A 21,909-nucleotide genomic window follows, 5' to 3' on the forward strand; every position below is an offset into this window, starting at 1 on the left:
GTTTACGAGGGACCACCGACACTGGGCGCCTCGGGGGCGTCCGCCTTCCGTGCTGACAGCGAACGCAGCCGCTCGTGGAGATCGTCCGCGCGCCTCTTCGTGTCCTCCAGGCTGCCGGTGGCGTCGACGACGATGTCCGCCGCCTCGAGACGCTCCTCGTCCGACGCCTGGGCGTCGAGTCGCCGTTCGGCCTCGGTGCGCGACATGCCCCGCAACTCGATCAGACGACGGAGGCGCTGCTCGCGAGGAGCGTGGACGACGACGATGACGTCGAACTCGCCCGCACCGCGAGACTCGACCAGGAGGGGCACGTCGTAGACCACGACTCGTCTGGGGTCGTCGCGGACGGCCTCGGCCATGCGCTGCGCCGAGAGGGCTCTGACCGCGGGATGGATGATCGACTCGAGGTCGAGCCGAGCGGCCGAGTCACCGAAGACGAGGGCACCCAGTGCCTTGCGGTCGAGCCCGCCGGAAGGTGAGACGACACCGGTGCCGAAGCGCTCGACGACCGCCTCGAATCCCGGAGTCCCGACGTCGACGACCTCGCGGGAGAGCTGATCCGCATCGATGACGGCCGCACCCCTCTCGGCCAGACGCAGTGAGACGGTGCTCTTGCCGGCGGCGATCCCGCCCGTGAGGCCGCAGATGAACATGCCGCGATGATACTCGGCCGGGCCGGGCCGGGCCGGGTCAGGCCGCTGAGCGCAGACTCCCCCGCATCGGGCCGCAGACGCCGACAGGCGGCTCCCCCGAGGGGGAACCGCCTGTCAGTGCGATCGTGAGCGCCGAGGCGCCGTGATCAGTTGCTGCTGGAGAGCTTCTCGCGCAGTGCGGCGAGCGACTCGTCGTCGGCGAGGGTGCCGGCGCCCGAGGGGGTCTCGTTCGAGAACGAGGAGCCGGTGGGCACGTCGAACGTCGTCTCTTCGGCCAGCGAAGCGGCGACCTGCTTCTTGTGGGCCTCCCAGCGCGACTGGGCTGCAGCGTAGTCCTGCTCCCACTTCTCGCGCTGCGAGTCGAAGCCCTCGCGCCACTCGTTGGTCTCCGGGTCGAAGCCCTCGGGGTACTTGTAGTTGCCCTGGTCGTCGTACTCGGTGAGCATGCCGTACAGCGCCGGGTCGAACTCGGTGCCCTCGGGGTCGACGCCCTCGTTGGCCTGCTTGAGGCTCAGCGAGATGCGACGGCGGTCGAGGTCGATGTCGATGACCTTGACGAACACCTCGTCGCCGACGGCGACGACCTGCTCGGCGAGCTCGACGTGCTTGGCCGACAGCTCCGAGATGTGAACGAGGCCCTCGATGCCGTCTGCGACGCGCACGAACGCACCGAACGGGACGAGCTTCGTGACCTTGCCGGGCGCGACCTGACCGATGGCGTGCGTCCGAGCGAACACCTGCCACGGGTCTTCCTGCGTCGCCTTGAGCGAGAGCGAGACGCGCTCACGGTCGAGGTCGACCTCGAGGATCTCGACGGTGACCTCCTGGCCGACCTCCACGACCTCGCTGGCGTGCTCGATGTGCTTCCAGCTCAGTTCGGAGACGTGGACGAGACCGTCGACTCCGCCGAGGTCGACGAACGCACCGAAGTTGACGATCGACGACACGATGCCCTTGCGGACCTGGCCCTTGTGGAGGTTGTTGAGGAAGGTGGTGCGGCTCTCGGACTGAGTCTGCTCGAGGAGCGCGCGACGCGACAGGACCACGTTGTTGCGGTTCTTGTCGAGCTCGAGGATCTTGGCCTCGATCTCCTGGCCGAGGTACGGCGTGAGGTCGCGCACACGGCGGAGCTCGATGAGCGAGGCCGGGAGGAAGCCACGGAGTCCGATGTCGACGATGAGGCCGCCCTTGACGACCTCGATGACGGTACCGGTGACGACGCCGTCGGCGTCCTTGATCTTCTCCACGTCGCCCCAGGCACGCTCGTACTGAGCGCGCTTCTTGGACAGGATCAGACGGCCTTCCTTGTCCTCCTTCTGGAGGACCAGGGCCTCGACCGTGTCGCCGACCTCGACGACCTCGGTGGGGTCGACGTCGTGCTTGATCGAGAGTTCGCGCGAGGGGATGACGCCCTCGGTCTTGTAGCCGACGTCGAGGAGGACCTCGTCGCGGTCGATCTTCACGACGGTGCCTTCGATGAGGTCGCCGTCGTTGAAGAACTTCAGAGTCTTTTCGACCGCGGCCAGGAAGTCATCAGCGGATCCGATGTCGTTGATGGCGACCTGCTTGGGTGCCTTGGTCGTTACGGTTGTCATGTAGTTAGTGCTCCAGTGAAAGCATGAATCGGGCCGTGGTCGTCCGTGAACGTGTTCTCGGGGTGATCGACCGCAGCGTGCGGGCAGAGTGACGCGGATAGCGCATGGACATCATAGCCTCGTGTCCCGGCCGCGGCAACGGACTCCGACTCCGTGTCGACACTCGTCGATCGGGCCCCGTCAGCGGAGGAGCTCGCGCCTCAGCGTGTCGAGGCCGACCCCGCCGAGTCGGAGCGCGTCACGATGGAAGCGGCGCACGTCGAAGGCCGCGCCGTCTCGTCGGGTGCGTTCCGCGCGAAGGTCCTCCCAGATGCGCTGGCCCACCTTGTACGAGGGGGCCTGACCCGGCCAGCCGAGGTAACGGTCGACCTCGAAGACGACGAACTCGTCGTCCATGTTCACGTTCCGGCGCATGAAGTCCAGGGCGTTCTCGGCATCCCAGCGTCGTCCGCCGTCGCCCGGGAAGGGCTTCCCGAGATGCACTCCGATGTCGAGGACGACACGGGCCGCGCGCATCCGCTGGCCGTCGAGCATGCCGAGCCGGTCACCTGGATCGTCGAGGTAGCCGAGTTCGTCCATCAGGCGCTCCGCGTACAGGGCCCAGCCCTCGGCGTGACCCGAGGTACCCGCCAGCTGCCGCCTCCAGGTGTTCAGATTCGTGCGGTTGTGGACGGCCTGGCCGAGCTGCAGGTGGTGACCCGGGACGCCTTCGTGGTAGACGGTCGTCGTCTCGCGCCAGGTGTCGAAGCGGGTGACCCCCTCGGGCACCGACCACCACATCCGGCCGGGCCGCGAGAAGTCGTCGCTCGGACCCGTGTAGTAGATGCCGCCGTCACGGGTCGGGGCGATGCGGCATTCGAGGCGACGCAGCTCGTCGGGGATGTCGAAGTGGGTCCGACCGAGCTCGTCGACGGCCCGGTCGCTCAGCTCCTGCATCCAGTGCTGCAGGGCTTCCGTCCCGTCGAGACGCCGTGAGGGGTCTGCGTCGAGCACCTCGACCGCGCGTTGCACGCTCGCGCCCTCTTCGATCCGGCCGGCCACCCCCTCCTGCTCGGCGGTCATCCGCGCGAGCTCGTCGAGGCCCCACTCGTAGGTCTCGTCGAGGTCGATCGCCGCTCCGAGGAATCGACGGGAGTGCAGCGCGTACGCCTCGCGCCCCACTCCGTCGTGGGCGCCCCCGGACGGGAGCATCTCGTCGACCAGGAATCTCTCGAACCGGAGGTAGGCCGACGCGGCCGCCTCGGCTCCCCGTGCGAGATCGCGATCGAGGGAGGCAGGAGGCGCGGTGCCGTCTTCAGGACGGGCCCCGCCGACGAGATCGGCGAAGAATCCGTCTCGTCGTCCGATCCGTGCGCACTGGACGGCGACCTTCTCGATCTGCCGGCGAGCCGGGACGACGCCCTCGGCGGCACCGGCGCGGAGGGACGCCTCGTAGCCCTCGAGAGCGGACGGGACGGCCGCCAGACGGGAGGCGATGTCGGACCAGTCCGACAGCGAGCCCGTCGGCATCAGATCGAACACCTCGCGGATCCCCTGCGCGGGCGAAGCGATGACGTTCAGGTCGCGGAGATGCAGCCGCGCCTCGTGGAACTCGACGTCGAGCGCCAGCTCACCGCGCAGATCCGTCTGCGTCACGCGGTCGACGTCATCGACGACGGGGGCCGCGTCGAGAGCGGCGATGACGGCCCGCGCTTCGCCGATGCGCCGGTCGTGCCCCTCGGGCGAGTAGTCGCCGTACTCGCCTGTGCGCCCTTCACGCCCGATCCACGTCGCGACCGAGGGATCGAGATCGACGAGCGTGTCGACCCAGCGTTCGGCGATCGCGTCGATGGCTGTGGGGACGCGGCTGGAGGTGCTGGTCGAGTCGTCTGACATGCCCCGAGCCTAGACGCGACCTCCGACACGGCGGGCTGGTCATTCTCGGTGGCTGACAGAGAAGGGCACCGGGTCGACGTGTCGTCGACCCGGTGCCCTCGAGGACCGCAGGAGGCGCTCAGTCCTTGTCGAGGTCCGTCTCGAGCAGGGCGGCGAGCTCGTCGAGGGCGGCCTCGGCGTTGTCCCCGTCGGTGGCGATGACGACCTCGTCGCCGTGGTTGATGCCGAGCGACAGCACGCCCAGGATGCTCGCAGCGTTGACGCTCTTGCCGGCCGAGGTCGTGAGCGTCACCTTTGCACCGGTCTTGCCGGCCGCCTGGCTGAACAGCGAGGCGGGACGGGCGTGCAGACCGACGCTCGAGGCGATGGTGACGGTGCGTTCGGGCATTTCTACTCCTTGGTCGAGACCGGTGCGGTCTGGTGCCGTCGTCGTCGGACGGCGGTGCGGATCCGATCGGCCGGGAGGCCGGACGGAGGGGGCGTGGAGGTCAGTCGTCGTCTTCGTCGGACTGCAGCAGGTCGTAGACCTCCGAAGTCGTGGTCGCACCCCGGAGGGCTGCGGCCTTGTCGGGGTCCATCAGGATGCTCGCCAGCTGACTGAGGATGGCGATATGCCCATTGCCTTTCGCGGCGATGCCCACGGTGACCGAGACCTCGTTGCCGTCCCAGTCGATCGGCTGCGGGAACCGGAGGACGACGAGGGCGTCGTTCTTCACCGAGTCCTTGCCCGCCAGGGTGCCGTGAGGGATGGCGACACCTTCGCCGACGTACGTCGAGACGGAGTTCTCACGCTCGAACATCGCGTCGATGTACGCCTCATCGATGGCGCCGGCCTCGACGAGGGCCCGACCGGTCGCCCGGATGGCCTCGTCGCGCGTGCCGGCGGACTCGTCGAGCCGGATGGAGGATTCGGCGAGCAGCGCCGTCAGTTCAGGAGCCTGGTCGGTCATCGTCAGACCTCGACCGTCGAGCCGTCCTGGATGGCCTTGACGACCTTGGCCACGTTGGGGTCGCCCATGAACAGCTGGAAGGGCACGACGGGGATGTCGGGGACGACCCCGCGCGCACGCTCGGCGAGGTTGTTCTGGGTGACGACGACGTCGGCGTCGGCCGGGATCTCGGACACCGGCGAGTGCTCGACGGTGACCCCGCTCTTCTTGAGCTGCTTCTTGAGCGTGGAGGCGAGCATGACGCTGCTGCCCATGCCCGCGTCGCAGGCGACGATGAGCTTCTTGATGGACGATCCGTCGAGGGTTGCCATGGTGTTCTCCTTGTTTCGAGGTGGAACGGGGGGCGGCCGGAGCCGCCCCCCGATTCAATCACTAGGACGCTGTGGGAGCAGCGGTTCCCTTGCTGGTGGCCTTGTTGGCGGCGGTCGCCGCCTGGGCGTCGGCCAGCGCCTGCTGCTGGGCCTCGGCGTCCTCCGCCGCAGCCTCGCGGTTCTCCTTGCGGCCGAAGCCCATCAGGAGCGAGGAGACGACGAACGACACGAGAGCGGACAGCAGGATGCCGACCAGGATGAGCGGGAAGTCTCCCCGCGCGGCGACGCCGAAGTAGGCGATGATGCTGCCCGGCGAAGCCGGCCCGACGAGCCCGAGCCCGAAGGCCGAGAACCAGGCGATCCCCGTGGCGCCACCGGCGACGGCGGCGATGAGCAGGATGGGCTTCATGAGGATGTAGGGGAAGTAGATCTCGTGGATGCCGCCGAAGAAGTGCACGATGATCGCGGCGGGGGCCGACGGGCGGATGGCACGCGGGCCGAAGAAGAGGAACGCGAGGAGGATGCCGAGCCCGGGGCCGGGGTTCGACTCGAGCATGAACAGGATGGACTTGCCGGCGTCTGCGGACTGGATGGCGCCGAGCGGGGTCAGGAAGCCCTGGTTGATGGCGTTGTTGAGGAACAGCACCTTCGCAGGCTCGATGATGATCGAGGCCAGCGGCAGGAGACCGAGGTTGACCAGGAACTCGACGGCCTCACCGAACCGGTCGGTGAGCCACGTCGTGATCGGGGCGAGGCCGAAGAAGGCCGCGATGGCCATGGCCGCACCGATGATGCCGAGCGAGAAGTTGTTGACCAGCATCTCGAACCCGGACTTGATGCGACCCTCGACGAGCTTGTCGAACTGCTTCAGCACCCAGGCGGCCAGCGGGCCGACGATCATGGCGCCGAGGAACTGCGGAACGTCCGTCGCGGAGATGACACCGAGGACGGCGACGGCGGCGATGACCGCTCCACGCTGACCGTGGATCATGCGACCACCGGTGTAGGCGATCAGGATCGGCAGCAGGTACGTGATGATCGGACCGACGATGCCGCCGTAGGGCTCGCCGGCGGAGTCCGTTCCGAAACCGCCGAGCTGCGGGACGGGCGTCCACCCGGTCTCGATGAACAGAGCCGTGATGAGACCCCAGGCGATGAACGCGCCGATGTTCGGCATGATCATGCCGGAGAGGAAGCCTCCGAACCGCTGTACGCGAGCGCGCACACCGGTCCCGGTGACCGTGGGGGTGAATTCGGACATGAGGGCGGTACTCCTTCGTACTCAGTGACGAGCGTGGGGGTGCGGGAGGGGGATGGTGCTTCGGGTGGGGCTGTGGGGGGAGGTCGCTATCAGACGATCACGACCCTGGGGCCGGCACGCTCGACGTCGTCGGCGAGCTCGCCGTCGACCCCGGAGTCGGTGACGATCGTGTCGACGTCGGAGAGCGGGGAGACCTTCGCGAAGTCCTCGCGGCCGAACTTCGTGTGGTCGGCGAGGACGACGGTCCGCCTGGACGACGCGAGGAGGGCGCGCTTGACCCGCGCCTCGGCGAGATCGGGCGTGCTGAGCCCTCGCTCGACGGAGACGCCGTTCGTCCCGACGAAGGCCACGTCGGCGAAGACGTCGGCGAGCTGGCTGCGCGTCCAGTCCCCGACCGAGGAGTACGTCCTGGTGCGGATCAGTCCACCGAGGAGGTGCAATGTGACGTTGGGCCTGCTGATGAGGATGGTCGCCACGGCGAGCGAATGGGTGACGACCGTCAGCACGCGGTCCACAGGCAGCAGCTCGGCGAACCGGATGGCCGTCGTGCCGGCGTCGATGATGATCGAACCCTCTTCGGGCAGCTCATCGAGCGCAGCTCGGGCGATGCGGTCCTTCTCGGCCGCCGCGGTGCCCTCACGATCGACGACGGGGGGCTCCATGCCGAGGCGCTCGACGGCGATGGCGCCACCGTGGACACGTCGGAGGACGCCACGCCGTTCGAGCTCGGTCAGATCCCGGCGCACTGTCTCGGGCGCGACCGAGAGGTCACGGGCCAGACCCGCCACCTCGACCCGACCTCTGCTCAATGCCGTATCGAGGATCTGCTGATGACGCTCAGGTGCGTACATGCGAGACCTCGTCGTCGTGCGGGGATGACTCACCGGAAGGAAGTCATCAGCTGTTCAGTGAATTAAGAGCCGTTTGGTGCCCGACGTTCACCGAGCAGATTTCATATAAGCCCGTTTGTGTCTGTTCGTCAAGTCGGGACCGCGTTTCTGCTTTGTTTGCGCCCGCTTCGAGTCGTCGCCGGGGCTTGAGGCGCGCGCAGGCTGCCACGGTCGCGCCCGAGTGTGCCCACTCCGAGCGGATCGAGCCGTTCTGGACCGACGCGGCGGGTCGGCTGGCCGACGATCGCGTCAGGCGGGCCGTCAGTGCGCCGCGGCGTCCCAGCTCTCGCCGAGACCCACGCTGACGTCGAGAGGCACTCTGAGATCGGCGGCACCGCTCATCTGGCGACGGACGATGTCGCGGATGGCGTCGACCTCGCCGGGTGCGACCTCGACGATCATCTCGTCGTGCACCTGCAGGAGGACACGCGACGCGAGTTCACGAGACCCGATCTCGGACTGCACTCCGAGCATGGCGATCTTCATGATGTCGGCGGCCGAGCCCTGGATCGGGGCGTTCAGCGCTGCACGTTCGGCGTTCTCGCGCAGCACCCGATTGGGTGACTTGAGGTCGGCGAAGGGTCGACGGCGACCGAAGATGGTCTCGGTGTAGCCGTCTTCGCGGGCCTGCTCGACGACGTTCCGCAGGTACTCGCGGACGGCCCCGAAACGCGCGAAGTAGTCCGTCATCAGCTGCTTGGCCTCGGAGCTCTCGATCCGGAGCTGCTTCGACAGGCCGAATGCGCTCAAGCCGTAGGCGAGACCGTACGACATGGCCTTGACCTTCGTCCGCATGGCGGGTGAGACGTCGGCCGGTTCGACCCCGAAGATGCGGGCACCCACGAAGCGGTGCAGGTCCTCACCCTCGTTGAACGCCTGGATCAGGCCCTCGTCACCCGAGAGATGCGCCATGATCCGCATCTCGATCTGCGAGTAGTCGGCCGTCAGCAGGGTCTCGTACTCCGGACCGTGGATGAACGCGGCACGGATCTCGCGACCGACGGCGGCCTTGACCGGGATGTTCTGGAGGTTCGGGTCGACCGATGAGATCCGCCCGGTGGTCGTGCCGGTCTGGTCGTACGTCGTGTGGATGCGTCCGTCGTCGGCGATCGACTTCTCGAGCGTCTCGATGATCTGCCGCAGCTTGGTGGCATCGCGGTGCTTGAGGAGGAGATCGAGGAACGGGTGGGGATGCTTCTCCTGCAGGTCGGCGAGAGAGGCCGCGTCGGTGGAGAAGCCCGTCTTCGTCGCGCGGGTCTTCGGCATCTCGAGCTGCTCGAACAGCACCTCCTGCAGCTGCTTCGGGGAGCCGAGGTTGACCTCGCGGCCGATCTCCGCGAACGCCTGGGTGGCGAGTCCGGCTGCGGACTCGCCCAACCGCACGGACAGGGCCTGGAGCGTCGGGCGATCAGCGGCCACCCCGGTGAGCTCCATGTCGCCGAGCACCGGGACGAGCGGGAGCTCGATCTCCGTCAGGACGCGCCGCGACCCTTCATCGAGTGCGTCGACCAGGGAGTCCGAGAGGCGCAGCACGAACCACGCCTCGGATGCCACGCTGAAATCGTCTTCGCTGGCGACGAGCTGGTTGGGGTCGCCGACGGGCAGCGACTCGCCGAGCTGCTCGTAGACGAGGTCCGAGAGGGCGAACGACGTGCGGGCCGGTCGGAGGAGCCAGGCGGCGACGCGGGGATCGCCGACGACGCCCGTGAGATGCAGACCCACTCGCGACAGCGCCTTGTAGGCGCGCTTCGCGTCGTGGACGACCTTGGGGGTCTCTCCGTCGAGCCAGGCCTCGAGGGCCACGTAGTCGCCGCGCCCGGCGGCCCACGGGATGTACGCCGATTCGACCCGCGTCGAGAGGCCGAGCCCGACGACGCCCTCATTGCCGTACTCGACCACGAGCCCCACGGGGCTCTGCGGGTCGGAGGCGTGCTTCTTGAGCCAGAAGGCGAGCTCTTCGTCGACGAGGGTCCGGACGACGGGCATGCCGACCGGTACCGCCGTCACGGCGGGCTCGGACGCCTCGCCGGTCGCCGAGGACTCGGACAGGAGGAGGACGCGCTCGAGCAGCGTCCGGAACTGCAGCTTGTCGAACAGCTCTCGGACCGCAGCCTCGTCGATGCCCCGGCGCTCGAGGTCGGCCGGCCCCACGGGCAGCTCGACATCGGTGACCAGACGGTTCAGGCGACGATTGCGGATCGCGTTCTCTTTCTGCTCTCGCAGCTTCTGACCGACGACGCCCTTGATCTCGTCGGCGCGCTCGATGATCTGGTCGAGCCCCCCGTAGAGGTTGATCCACTTGACCGCGGTCTTCTCGCCGACCTTGTCGATGCCGATCAGATTGTCGCTGGTCTCGCCGACCAGGGCGGCCACCTCGGGATACTGATGCGGCTCGATGCCGTAGCGCTCGAACACCTTGTCGCGGTCGTAGCGGGTCAGTTCACTGACGCCCCGCGCCGAGGGGTAGAGGAGGGTGACGTCGTCGTTCACCATCTGGATGGCGTCTCTGTCGCCGGAGACGACGAGCACACGGAAACCCTCGTCTCGACCCCGCGTCGCGAGGGTCGCGAGGATGTCGTCCGCCTCGAAGTCCTCTTTGGTGATGGTCGTGATGCCCATCGCGTGGAGGGCCTCCTCCAACAGAGGGATCTGACCGACGAACTCGGGCGGGGTCTCGGAGCGCGTGCCCTTGTACTCGGGGTACTCGCGCGTGCGGAAGGAGAACCGCGAGATGTCGAACGCGACGGCCAGATGCGTGGGCTTCTCGGCTTTGAGAAGACTCAGCAGCATCGAGATGAAGCCGTGGATCGCGTTGGTGTGCTGACCCTCGCGGTTGACGAAACTGTCGACCGGTAGAGCGTAGAACGCGCGGAAGGCCAGCGAATGACCGTCGATGACCAGGAGGGTAGGCTTTGCTTCGTCCGACACCCCGTCAGCCTAGCGGGCACCTCCGACACGGCCGTCGGGGAGATCCACCGGACCACGGCCCCACGGAGCGCAATGACCTCCCACTCCCCCGCCGCTTCCTCCGAAGGTGCCGCCCGTCAGGTCGGCGGATCCGATGCCGTGCGCCCCGAGCTCAGTGACGCGGCGTCCGAGCTCTTCGGTCGTCGTGGAGTCGGCGACCTCGCCGAGAAGATGGGGATCGAGATCCTCGAGATGAGCGCCGAGCGCGCCGTGGCTCGGATGCCCGTCGCCGGCAACACGCAGCCGGTCGGCATCCTGCACGGCGGGGCGCACGTCGTCCTCGCGGAGACCCTCGGCTCCATCGCGTCGACGGTCCACGCTGGCCCGGGGCGGCTGGCCATGGGGATCGAGCTCAACGCGAGTCACAGTGGCTCGATCTCGACCGGCTGGGTCATCGGCACCTGCACCGCGATCCATCTGGGCCGAACGCTGGCGACGCATCAGATCGTGATGACGGACGAGGCAGGGCGGCTCCTCTCCACCGTCCGCATCACGAACTTCCTCACGGACGCGCGCTCCTGATCGCGAACCGCAGCGGACGACGCGGCAGACGGATCGAGGCCGCCACCCCGTGGGGTGACGGCCTCGTCGCGCGACTCGGGTCTACTTCTTGGCGCTGAGCTGCTCGATGATCGCCTGCGCGACGTCGTGCATCGTCAGTCGGCGATCCATCGACGCCTTCTGGATCCAGCGGAAGGCCTCGGGCTCGGTCAGCCCCATCTTCTCGTTGAGCAGGCCCTTGGCCCGGTCGACGAGCTTGCGGGTCTCGAAGCGCTCGACGAGGTCGGCGACCTCGGCCTCGAGCGTGATGATCTGCGTGTAGCGCGACAAGGCGATCTCGATCGCCGGCAGGAGGTCGTTCGGTGTGAACGGCTTGACGACGTAGGCCAGGGCGCCGGCCTCGCTCGCCCGTTCGACGAGCTCCTTCTGGCTGAAGGCCGTCAGGAGGACGACGGGCGCGATGTGGTTCTTGCTCAGCGTCTCGGCCGCGCTGATCCCGTCGAGCTTCGGCATCTTGACGTCCATGATGACGAGATCGGGCCGGAGCTCGGTGGCGAGGGCGACGGCGGTCTCGCCGTCTCCGGCCTCGCCGACGACCTCGTAGCCGTTGTCGCGGAGGATCTCGACGATGTCGAGCCGGATGAGGGACTCATCTTCGGCCACGACGACGCGACGGGGTGCTGCTGGGGTTGCTTCCTGGTCACTCACGAAGCAGAGCCTACGGTATTCTTGCCTCGGTCGTCGTGAGCCGGATTGGCGGAATGGCAGACGCGGAGCACTCAAAATGCTCTGTCCGAGAGGGCGTGTGGGTTCGAGTCCCACATCCGGCACGAACGCGGCCAGCGACTTTTTCCGACATCTCCGTCGATGAAGTGGCGTGCGGGCCGGTCTTGTGCACTACAGTTGCATCACTGGTTGTTGTGTTACGCATTTGTATCTCGCGACGTTCCAGGTCGGACTTCTCCGGGAGTCGGGTCCGGTGGCGTCGTTCTCAGAGGGAGCGGACAAAAAGGCACCGCGACGAGCGTTCTCGAAATCGGGAATGACAACTCTGAAAATATAAGGAACAAGAAAAATGGCTACAGGTACCGTTAAGTGGTTCAACTCCGAAAAGGGCTTCGGCTTCATCACCCCCGACGACGGATCCACTGACGTCTTCGCGCACTTCTCCGCGATCGCCGGCGACGGCTACCGCAACCTGGAGGAGAACCAGAAGGTCGAATTCGACACCGCTCAGGGCAACAAGGGCCTCCAGGCCGAGAACATCCGCGTCATCTGACTCGGCGGCGTCCTCGAGGCGCCGATGATCTCGGGTCCGCCCGATATCGACGAGAAAGCCCCGATCCACTCCGGTGGGTCGGGGCTTTCTTCTGTGTCGCCGACGTCTCGCCTCATTCGCGGCCTGGTGGGAGACCGAGGAGGCGCGCGACCGTCTCGTAGTCCCGAGCCGCTTCGAGATGCTCTGCTCCCGAGGCCGTCGCGTCCGCTCGCCGGTACCGCGACACGAGCGTCGACCAGAGAACGAGCTCGTCACCGGTCGAGTCGTCAGGAGCCGACGACGCGACGTCCTTCGGGACCTCGACGGCGTGCGAAGCCCGGGGAGCCGCCTGCCCTTCGCCGGTCGCCGCCCCGACGAGCGAATGCGTCCCCGCTGCGAGGAGGGCCCCGACGAGCGCGCCCATCGTGAAGCACAGCAGGAGCGAGAGGAGCGCGGTGACATGCCAGCCGCCCGCGGCGGCGATCACGGCGAAGGCGACCCCGCCGCCGACGGCTCCTGTCACGACCCAGTGAGCCGCGCCTCCCGGGGGCGTCGGACCGGAGAGCTCGATGGCGGATCGGGAACGCAGGGCTCGCGCCGATTCGGACACGCTGAGATCGGATCCGCTCGGGACGACGTACAGGCGTCCGTCGAAGACGAAGCACGCTGGGTGAGACGGGCCGACCGACATGGCCACAGGATACGCCCGGACAACACGACGCCGCCGAGCCCGTCGAGGACCCGGCGGCGCCGGTGCGGTACTGGTGTGTCTGGCTAGGCGAGCTCGGCGTAAGCCGGAGCGGCCTCGCCGTGCGCGTCGCCGACCCGGTGCACACGCAGATCGTTCGTCGACCCGGCGATTCCCGGAGGGGTGCCGGCGATGACGATCACCTTGTCGCCGACGTCGGCCAGCTTCTTGCCGATCAGGATGTCGTCGACCTGCGCGAACATGGCGTCGGTGTGGGTGACGTTCTCGACCAGGTGCGACTGGACGCCCCAGCTGAGGGCCATCCGGCGCCGGGTCGCCTCGTTCGGGGTGAAGGCGAGGATCGGGATGGAGTGGCGGAGGCGCGACATCCGACGGACGGAGTCACCGGACTCCGTGAACACGCAGAGGAACTTCGCCTGGACGAAGTCGGCGACGTCGGCGGCGGCGAGGGTGATCGCGCCACCCTGCGTGCGCGGCTTGGTACCGAGGGGCGGGATGCGCTCGAGTCCGTGCTCTTCGGTGGACTGCACGATGCGGGCCATGGTCTGGACCGTGATGACGGGGTACTCCCCCACGCTGGTCTCGCCGCTCAGCATGACGGCGTCCGTACCGTCGAGGACGGCGTTGGCGACGTCGGACGTCTCGGCTCGCGTGGGGATGGGGCTCGAGATCATCGACTCGAGCATCTGCGTGGCGACGATCACGGGCTTCGCCATGCGACGGGACAGCTCGACCGCGTGCTTCTGCACGATCGGCACCGCCTCGAGGGGCAGCTCGACCCCGAGGTCGCCGCGGGCGACCATGATGCCGTCGAACGCGTCGATGATGGCCTCGAGGTTGTCGACCGCCTGGGGCTTCTCGATCTTCGCGATGACCGGGACCTTCCGGCCCTCCTCGGCCATGATCTCGTGCACGCGGTCGACGTCGTCCGCATCCCGCACGAACGAGAGGGCGATGAGGTCGGCACCCAGGGTCAGCCCCCACCGCAGATCGGCTTCGTCCTTCTCGGACAGCGCGGGCACGTTGACGGCGACGCCGGGGAGGTTGATCCCCTTGTTGTTCGAGACGGTGCCGGCGACGACGACCTCGGTCGTGACGGTCGTGCCGTCGGACTCGAGCACGCGGAGCTTGACGCGACCGTCGTCGATGAGCAGCGGATCGCCGGCGCTGACGTCGGCGGGCAGGCCCTTGAACGTCGTGCCGCAGATGTCTCTCGTGCCGAGGATGTCCTCGGTCGTGATCTTGAAGACGTCGCCCACGGCGAGATCGTGCGGGCCGTCGGAGAACTTGCCGAGCCGGATCTTCGGCCCCTGGAGATCGACGAGGACCGCGACGGGACGCCCGGCGTCGTCCGCCGCCTGACGGACGTTCTTGTACACGCTCTCGTGGACGTCGTAGCTGCCGTGGCTGAGGTTCATCCGGGCCACGTCGACACCCGCGTCGATGATCGCTCGGATGTCGTCGTAGCTCGATGTCGCCGGCCCGAGGGTGGCGACGATCTTTGCGCGTCTCATGTGTTCCTAACGTCTGGGGATGGTGTCGGACGACTCAGGCCCGCCGTATTAGCTTATTCCCGCCCGGGCGGACGATCAGACAGAAATGGAGCGATCGGTGGGTGCGACCGGGAACGGCAGAGTCGTCTGACCCTCGAGATAGGCGTCCACCGACGATGCGGCCGCCCGCCCCTCGGCGATCGCCCACACGATCAGCGACTGACCCCGACCCGCGTCGCCGGTGACGAACACGCCGGCCTCGCTCGTCTCGTAGGTCTTGTCGCGGACCAGAGCGCCGCGCCCGTCGAAGGGCAGTCGCAGCTGCTCTTCGAGTTCGTCCCGCTCGGGACCCGTGAAGCCGAGCGCCAGGAGGACGAGGTCGGCGGGGATCTCCCGCTCGGTGCCGGCCTTGGGCACCCGGCGGCCGTCGAGGTACTCGGTCTCGGCCACGCGGATCGCCCGCACCTCGCCGACGTCGTTGCGGAGGAACTCCACCGTCGACGCGAGGAACATCCGCTCGCCGCCCTCCTCGTGGGCGCTCGAGACCTCGAACACCGTCGGGAACATGGGCCACGGCTGGGTCTCGGGCCGCTCCTCCGGAGGCTGTTGACCGATGGCGAGGTTCGTGACCGAGAGAGCGCCCTGACGGTGCGCCGTGCCGATGCAGTCCGCGCCGGTGTCGCCGCCCCCGAGGACCACGACGTGCTTGCCCTCTGCGGAGATCTGGTCGACGACGGTGTCGCCTGCACCGACCCGGTTCTGCTGGACGAGGTACTCCATCGCGAAGTGGATGCCCGACAGATCACGGCCCGGGATCGGCAGATCGCGGGGCACCGTGGCCCCGGTGGCCACCACGACGGCGTCGTACCGCGCCCGGAGGTCGTCCCAGGCGATGTCGCGACCGATCTCGACGCCCGCTCGGAAGCGGGTGCCCTCGGCCTGCATCTGCGCGAGACGGAGCTCGATCTGCTTCTTCTCCATCTTGAAGTCCGGGATGCCGTAGCGCAGCAGGCCGCCGATGCGGTCGTCGCGCTCGTAGACGGCGACGGTGTGACCGGCGCGGGTCAGCTGCTGCGCAGCCGCGAGCCCGGCAGGGCCGGACCCCACGACGGCGACGGTCTTGCCGGTCAGACGCTCGGGCGGGTGGGGGGTGACCCAGCCGTTCTGGAACGCCTGGTCGATGATCGAGACCTCGACCTGCTTGATGGTCACGGGCGGCTGGTTGATGCCCAGCACGCACGACGATTCGCAGGGGGCGGGGCAGAGGCGACCGGTGAACTCGGGGAAGTTGTTGGTCGCGTGCAGGCGCTCGATGGCCTGTCGGCCCTCGCCGCGCCACATGAGGTCGTTCCACTCGGGGATCAGGTTGCCGAGCGGGCAGCCCTGATGGCAGAAGGGCACGCCGCAGTCCATGCAGCGGCCGGCCTGCCGGCGGAGCTCGCCCGACTCCTGCTGCTCGTAGACCTCTTTCCAGTCCATGAGCCGCACCGACACGGGACGCCGCTTCGGGAGCTCACGCTTCTGCGTCTTCAGGAATCCCTTGGGATCAGCCACCGGTCACCTCCAGGATTCGCTTCCAAGCTTCGTCGCCATCGGGGTCGAGACCCTCGTCGACGGCCGTCTGCCGGGTGGCGAGGACGGCGGCGTAGTCCCGCGGGAGGACCTTGACGAACTCCGAGACGGTCGTCTCGAGGTCGGCGAGGAGTCTCTCGGCCACGGGCGACCCGGTCTCGGCGAGGTGCCGGGAGAGCAGATCGGTCAGGATCTCGGCGTCGGCGCTGCCGAGCGGGTGGAGCTGCAGCTCGCCGGAGGCGAGCGCGTCGGAGTTGACCCGCTCCGTCCGCAGACGGTGCACGTAGGCCGTGCCTCCGGACATGCCCGCACCGAGGTTCCGGCCGGTGTCGCCGAGGATGACCGCGAGACCACCCGTCATGTACTCGAGCGCGTGGTCGCCGACGCCCTCGACGACGGCGCTGGCACCCGAGTTGCGGACCAGGAAGCGCTCGCCCACGATGCCCCGGATGAACATGCTCCCCCGGGTGGCTCCGTAGCCGATGACGTTGCCCGCGATCACGTTGGCCTCGGCCGTGAAGGTGCTCGAGCGGTCGGGACGGACGACGATGTCGCCGCCGGAGAGACCCTTCCCGACGTAGTCGTTGCTGTCGCCCTCGAGTCGGAGGGTGATGCCCGCGGGGAGGAACGCCCCCAGCGACTGACCCGCCGAGCCCGTGAGGGTGATATCGATGCTGCCCTCGGGGAGTCCGTTCTCGCCGTACCGCACGGTGACCTCGTGACCGAGCATCGTGCCGACCGCGCGTTCGGTGTTGCGGATGGGGAGTCGGAGTTCGACCCGCCCGCCGTTCTCGAGCACGGACATGCTCTGCTCGATGAGGCCGACGTCGAAGTGCTTCTCGAGCTCGTGCTCCTGCGGGCGGTGGTTGCGTCGAGGCTCGTCGTCGGCGAACGCCGGGCCGACGAGCACCGGCGCGAGGTCGAGACCGGAGGCCTTCCAGTGGTCGATGGCCCGGTCGACGTCGAGCACGTCGGTGCGGCCGATCGCCTCGTCGAGGGAGCGGAACCCCAACTCGGCCAGGTACTCGCGCACCTCCTGGGCCAGGAACTCGAAGAAGTTGACGACGAACTCGGGCTTGCCCGAGAACCGGGCGCGGAGCTCGGGGTTCTGCGTCGCGACGCCCACCGGGCAGGTGTCGAGATGGCAGACGCGCATCATGATGCAGCCCTCGACGATCAGCGGGGCCGTCGCGAAGCCGAACTCCTCGCCGCCGAGCAGCGCCGCGATCATCACGTCGCGACCCGTCTTCATCTGGCCGTCCACCTGGACGACGACGCGGTCGCGCATGCCGTTCAGCATGAGCGTCTGCTGCGTCTCGGCGAGGCCGATCTCCCAGGGGGTGCCCGCGTGCTTCAGCGAGTTCAACGGGCTGGCACCCGTTCCGCCGTCGTGCCCCGAGACGAGGACGACGTCGGCGAGGGCCTTGGTGACCCCCGCGGCGACCGCGCCGATGCCCGACTGGCTGACGAGCTTCACATGGACCCGAGCGGTCGGATTCGCCCGCTTGACGTCGAAGATCAGCTGCTTGAGGTCTTCGATCGAGTAGATGTCGTGGTGCGGCGGCGGCGAGATGAGACCGACGCCGGGGGTCGCGTGACGAGTCCGGGCGACCCAGGGGTAGACCTTGGTCGGCGGCAGCTGGCCGCCCTCGCCGGGCTTGGCGCCCTGCGCCATCTTCAGCTGGATGTCGGTCGCATGGGTCAGGTACATGCTCGTGACGCCGAAGCGTCCGGATGCGACCTGCTTCACGGCGCTGCGGCGTTCGGGGTCGAGCAGACGCTCGACGTCTTCTCCGCCCTCACCCGTGTTGGACTTGCCGCCCAGACGGTTCATGGCGATCGCGAGAGTCTCGTGCGCCTCCTTCGAGATCGACCCGTAGCTCATCGCACCCGTGGAGAAGCGCTTGACGATGGCCTCGATGGGCTCGACCTCGTCGAGTGGGATCGACGGACGGACGCCGTGCTTGAAGGCGAACATGCCGCGGAGGGTCATGAGGTCTTCGGCCTGGTCGTCGACGAGCTTCGTGTACTCGCGGAAGATGTCGTAGCGGCGGGTGCGCGTCGCGTGCTGCAGACGGAAGACCGTGTCGGGGTTGAAGAGGTGCTTGGGCCCCTCGCGACGCCACTGGTACTCGCCGCCCGTCGCCAGACGCTCGTGGGCGACGACGGAGCCGTCGGCCGGGTAGGCGCTGAGGTGACGCTCCTTGTTCTCGGCCGCGATGACGTCGATGCCGATGCCGCCCAGCATCGTCGAGGTGCCCGTGAAGTAGGTGTCGACGAACTCGCGGCTGAGGCCCACGGCCTCGAAGGCCTGCGCCGCCGCGTAGCTCGAGACGGTCGAGATGCCCATCTTCGACATGATCTTCAGCACGCCCTTGCCGAGCGCCTTGATCAGGTTGTGCACGGCGTCTTCGGGCGACAGACCCGTGATCATGCCCGACCGGACGAGGTTCTCGCTGGTCTCCATCGCGAGGTACGGGTTCACCGCCGACGCGCCGTAGCCGATCAGGGTGGCGACGTGGTGGACCTCGCGCACGTCGCCGGCCTCGACGATCAGCCCGACCTTCATCCGGTTCTCGGTGCGGATCAGGTGATGATGCACGGCGGCGATCATCAGAAGCGAGGGGACCGGCGCGAAGTCCTGGTTCGAGTCGCGGTCGGAGAGGACGATGAAGCGCGCCCCGGCCTCGATCGCGTCGTCGACCTCGTTGCACATCGCCGCGATGCGCTTCTCGAGCGCACGAGGTCCCTTGTCAGAGCGGTAGAGACCCCGGATGGTCGACGTGGCGCGCGAGCCCGGGCTCGGGTCGATGTGCTGGATCTTCGCCAGCTCGTCGTTGTCGATGACCGGGAAGTCCAGGATGACCTGGCGCGCATGCTCGGGTGTGGCCGCGAGCAGGTTGCGCTCGGGGCCGAGGCCGAGCTTCAGCGAGGTCACGACCTGCTCGCGGATCGAGTCGAGCGGCGGGTTCGTCACCTGGGCGAACTGCTGCGTGAAGTAGTCGAACAGGAGGCGCGGGCGCTCGGACAGGACGGCGATGGGCGTGTCGCTGCCCATGGCCCCGAGGGGCTCGGCGCCGGTCTTCGCCATCGGGGCGAGGAGGATCCGCACCTCTTCTTCGGTGTATCCGAAGGTCCGCTGGCGCCGCGTCACCGACGCCGGAGTGTGGACGATGTGCTCGCGGTCGGGGAGGTCGGACAGGTGGATGCGCCCCTCGGCCAGCCAGTCGCCGTACGGAGCCTCCGCAGCGAGGTCGCGCTTGATCTCGTCGTCCTCGATGAGTCGCCCGGCCTCGGTGTCGACCAGGAACATCTTGCCGGGGCGCAGGCGCCCCTTGCGGACGACCTTGGCGGGGTCGATGTCGAGGACGCCGATCTCGCTGGCGAGCACGACGAGCCCGTCGTCGGTGACCAGGTAGCGGCCCGGACGGAGACCGTTGCGGTCGAGCGTCGCCCCGACGACGGAGCCGTCGGTGAAGGTGATGGCGGCGGGGCCGTCCCACGCCTCCATGAGCATCGAGTGGTACTCGTAGAAGTCGCGCAGCTCGGGGTCGATGTCGACCTGGTTCTCCCACGCTTCGGGGACCATCATCATGATCGCGTGAGGGAGCGACCGGCCGGTCAGGCTGAGCAGCTCGACCACCTCGTCGAACGAGGCGGAGTCGCTGGCACCCGGGCTGACGATCGGCAGGAGCGGCTTGAGGTCGCCGATCAGCTCGGACTCGAGCTGCGACTGCCTCGCGCGCATCCAGTTGCGGTTGCCGCGGACCGTGTTGATCTCGCCGTTGTGCGCGATCATGCGGAACGGCTGGGCGAGAGGCCACGACGGGAACGTGTTCGTGGAGTACCGCGAGTGGACGATGGCCAGCTTCGAGGCGAAGCGCTCGTCGCTGAGGTCGGGGTAGAACGGCTCCAGCTGGAGTGTCGTCACCATGCCCTTGTAGACCATGGTGCGACTGCCGAGGGAGGTGAAGTAGGCGGAGAGCTTGCGCTCGGCGCGCTTCCGCAGACGGAAGGCGCGTCGGTCGAGCTCGACGCCCGACAGGCGCCGACCGTCGGCGCCTCTCTGACGGCTCGCCAGGAAGAGCTGCTCGAAGGCGGGCATGGCGTTGCGCGCCAAGGTCCCGAGTTCGTCCGGGCGCACGGGCACGTCGCGCCACCCGAGCACGTCCAGGTGCTCCAGATCGGCGATGCGCTCGATGCCGGTCTTCAGCTCGGCGCGCTCCTGCTCGTCGAGGGGCAGGTAGGCGATGCCGACCGCGTACTCCCCCGCCTCGGGCAGCTCGAAGTCGACCTCGTCGCGGAAGAACGCGTCGGGGATCTGGCAGAGGATGCCGGCTCCGTCGCCGGTGCCGGCGTCCGATCCGATGGCACCGCGGTGCTCGAGATTGCGCAGAGCGCCGAGGGCCGCGTCGATGATGTCGTGCCCGGCGGTGCCCCGGAGGGTCGCGACCATGGCGAGACCGCAGGCGTCCTTCTCATTGCGGGGGTCGTAGAGACCGACCGCGGAGGGGACCGTGCTGAACTGCTGATGGGCTGGCGTGGGGGCCATGGAATCCGTCCTCACGAAGAGATCCTGTAGGAGTCGGGACGTCGTCGGCCCGTGTCACTGGACGTCGCCGCGGAGGTGCGGCTGACGTCGGTCGCCGACCGGACGGTGGATCGGTTGTCCGGTGGTGCTTCGGCTCAGCGGAGTTGCCCTGACAGCTTGTGGCGGTCGTGAGGTGGTTCTCGATGCGGGAGCGGCTCCGGCTGGAGGGAGGCCGTGACTCGGTCGAGTCGTGGGATCCCTGGCCTGGTGCGGTGGTACCGGGGCTGTGTGCCCTAGGACCGCGGTGTCGTATCGGCGGTGTCGTCCGATGCTCCGACGGCGACGAGTTCGGGGTCGTCGTCGTCCGCTTCCGTGCGTCGCGAGTCTAGCTCAGTGTCGCGATCGATCGGGGACCGCCCCGGGGCGTAGGCGCTGGGCACCCGACCGGGGTGCCGTCGCGTGGCGACGACGTAGATGACGATGCCCAGGAGGATGGCGGCGAAGCTCATCCAGACGTTGGTGCGGATGCCGAAGAAGAGCAGGCTGGGGTCGGTGCGGATCGACTCGAACCAGGCCCGGCCGATGCCGTACCAGACGAGGTAGAACGACAGCGCCTTGCCCCATTCGAGAGTGGTCTTGCGCTCGATCAGCAGCAGGATCGCGACACCCGCGAGCATCCACACGATCTCGTAGAGGAACGTCGGGTGGAACAGCGTGCCCTCGGGGAGCCCGGTGGGGTACGCCGGGTTGCTCGACTGGATCTCGAGACCCCAGGGCAGGTCGGTCGGCATGCCGAAGAGCTCGTTGTTGAACCAGTTGCCCAGTCGACCGCAGGCCTGAGCCACGAGAAGCCCGGGGGCCAGGGCGTCGGCGAAGGTCCAGAAGCGCAGACCCGAGTACCGGCAGCCCAGCCAGACGCCGAGGGCGCCGAACAGGAGGGCGCCGTAGATCGCGAGACCGCCCTCCCAGATGAAGAACACGTGGACGTACTGGTCGGGCGACGAGAAGTAGTCGCCCGGGTGCGTGATGACGTGGAAGAAGCGACCGCCGATGATGCCGAGCGGAACGGCGAACAGCATGACGTCGATCACGACGCCGCTCTCGGCCCCGCGGCGCTTCAGACGCTGGTTCGTGATGATGCCGGCGATGACGATGCCGGCCAGGATGCAGAGGGCGTAGGCGTGGATGCGCAGCGAACCCGGCACCGAGGCGCCGAAGGTCTCGTTGATCCAGGCCGTCACGTCGAAGTACTGCCATTCGGCGGACGGACTCGGGATGCTCAGGGGAACGAACACGGGCGGAAACGCCTTTCACGGGGAACACGGGGTGTCGGCGGGCCGACG

17 protein-coding genes and 1 tRNA gene are annotated in these 21,909 nt (G+C 68.1%); 3 read left to right on the top strand and 15 right to left on the bottom strand.

Annotation, left to right across the window (positions count from 1 at the left end; all coding sequences use genetic code 11):
- Positions 1–2 precede the first annotated feature (2 nt).
- From coaE to polA, 9 genes are all read right to left on the bottom strand, one after another.
- The gene (gene coaE, locus SOM13_RS03545) at positions 3–653 is read right to left on the bottom strand and encodes a dephospho-CoA kinase (protein ID WP_192060345.1); all 651 of its coding nucleotides are present in this window, start codon (positions 651–653) and stop codon (positions 3–5) included.
- A 146-nt stretch (positions 654–799) separates the two neighbouring features.
- Complete coding sequence (gene rpsA / locus SOM13_RS03550) at positions 800–2,248, bottom strand: 30S ribosomal protein S1 (RefSeq protein WP_055797456.1); 1,449 nt, start codon at positions 2,246–2,248, stop codon at positions 800–802.
- A 180-nt stretch (positions 2,249–2,428) separates the two neighbouring features.
- On the bottom strand, positions 2,429–4,123 hold the full coding sequence (locus SOM13_RS03555; protein WP_320478920.1) for a DUF885 domain-containing protein: 1,695 nt from the start codon (positions 4,121–4,123) through the stop codon (positions 2,429–2,431).
- 118 nt (positions 4,124–4,241) lie between these two features.
- Positions 4,242–4,511 (bottom strand): HPr family phosphocarrier protein, encoded by a 270-nt coding sequence (locus SOM13_RS03560; RefSeq protein ID WP_192060343.1) that lies wholly within the window; start codon positions 4,509–4,511, stop codon positions 4,242–4,244.
- 100 nt (positions 4,512–4,611) lie between these two features.
- Positions 4,612–5,073, bottom strand: coding sequence for a PTS sugar transporter subunit IIA (locus tag SOM13_RS03565; RefSeq protein ID WP_320478921.1), 462 nt, complete (start codon positions 5,071–5,073; stop codon positions 4,612–4,614).
- A gap of 2 nt (positions 5,074–5,075) precedes the next feature.
- A complete protein-coding gene (locus SOM13_RS03570; protein WP_192060341.1) occupies positions 5,076–5,384 on the bottom strand; it encodes a PTS lactose transporter subunit IIB in 309 nt (102 codons plus the stop codon).
- 61 nt (positions 5,385–5,445) lie between these two features.
- Entirely contained in the window at positions 5,446–6,645 is a 1,200-nt protein-coding gene (locus SOM13_RS03575) for a PTS mannitol transporter subunit IICB (protein ID WP_192060340.1), read from the bottom strand.
- 89 nt (positions 6,646–6,734) lie between these two features.
- Positions 6,735–7,496: a DeoR/GlpR family DNA-binding transcription regulator gene (locus SOM13_RS03580; RefSeq protein WP_192060339.1), complete on the bottom strand. Its 762-nt coding sequence runs from the start codon at positions 7,494–7,496 to the stop codon at positions 6,735–6,737.
- Positions 7,497–7,796: 300 nt separating this feature from the next.
- A complete protein-coding gene (gene polA / locus SOM13_RS03585; RefSeq protein WP_320478922.1) occupies positions 7,797–10,463 on the bottom strand; it encodes a DNA polymerase I in 2,667 nt (888 codons plus the stop codon).
- 72 nt (positions 10,464–10,535) lie between these two features.
- On the opposite strand from polA, the gene SOM13_RS03590 reads away from it, so the two are divergent.
- Positions 10,536–11,024 carry a hotdog fold thioesterase gene (locus tag SOM13_RS03590; protein ID WP_320478923.1) on the top strand — a complete coding sequence of 163 codons (489 nt, stop codon included), beginning with the start codon at positions 10,536–10,538 and terminating at the stop codon, positions 11,022–11,024.
- Between the two features lie 81 nt (positions 11,025–11,105).
- On the opposite strand, the gene SOM13_RS03595 is transcribed toward SOM13_RS03590, so the two are convergent.
- Positions 11,106–11,711 carry an ANTAR domain-containing response regulator gene (locus tag SOM13_RS03595; RefSeq protein ID WP_192060336.1) on the bottom strand — a complete coding sequence of 202 codons (606 nt, stop codon included), beginning with the start codon at positions 11,709–11,711 and terminating at the stop codon, positions 11,106–11,108.
- 39 nt (positions 11,712–11,750) lie between these two features.
- On the opposite strand from SOM13_RS03595, the gene SOM13_RS03600 reads away from it, so the two are divergent.
- Positions 11,751–11,833, top strand: a tRNA-Leu gene (locus SOM13_RS03600).
- 245 nt (positions 11,834–12,078) lie between these two features.
- Entirely contained in the window at positions 12,079–12,282 is a 204-nt protein-coding gene (locus SOM13_RS03605) for a cold-shock protein (RefSeq protein WP_055797427.1), read from the top strand.
- Between the two features lie 112 nt (positions 12,283–12,394).
- Here the strand turns inward: SOM13_RS03605 and SOM13_RS03610 are convergent, their stop codons facing one another.
- From SOM13_RS03610 to lgt, 5 genes are all read right to left on the bottom strand, one after another.
- Positions 12,395–12,952, bottom strand: coding sequence for a hypothetical protein (locus tag SOM13_RS03610; RefSeq protein WP_320478924.1), 558 nt, complete (start codon positions 12,950–12,952; stop codon positions 12,395–12,397).
- An 83-nt stretch (positions 12,953–13,035) separates the two neighbouring features.
- Positions 13,036–14,484 (bottom strand): pyruvate kinase, encoded by a 1,449-nt coding sequence (gene pyk, locus SOM13_RS03615; protein ID WP_243213406.1) that lies wholly within the window; start codon positions 14,482–14,484, stop codon positions 13,036–13,038.
- 75 nt (positions 14,485–14,559) lie between these two features.
- On the bottom strand, positions 14,560–16,017 hold the full coding sequence (locus SOM13_RS03620) for a glutamate synthase subunit beta (protein ID WP_320478925.1): 1,458 nt from the start codon (positions 16,015–16,017) through the stop codon (positions 14,560–14,562).
- Positions 16,010–20,587, bottom strand: a complete 4,578-nt coding sequence (gene gltB / locus SOM13_RS03625; protein ID WP_243213404.1) for a glutamate synthase large subunit — start codon at positions 20,585–20,587, stop codon at positions 16,010–16,012. Before gltB ends, SOM13_RS03620 begins: the two co-directional genes overlap by 8 nt.
- A 272-nt stretch (positions 20,588–20,859) precedes the next feature.
- Complete coding sequence (gene lgt / locus SOM13_RS03630; protein WP_243213403.1) at positions 20,860–21,861, bottom strand: prolipoprotein diacylglyceryl transferase; 1,002 nt, start codon at positions 21,859–21,861, stop codon at positions 20,860–20,862.
- Positions 21,862–21,909 lie beyond the last annotated feature (48 nt).

The sequence above is a fragment of the Frigoribacterium sp. CFBP9030 genome, from assembly GCF_034045195.1.
In the GTDB taxonomy this organism is placed as follows: Bacteria; Actinomycetota; Actinomycetes; order Actinomycetales; family Microbacteriaceae; genus Frigoribacterium.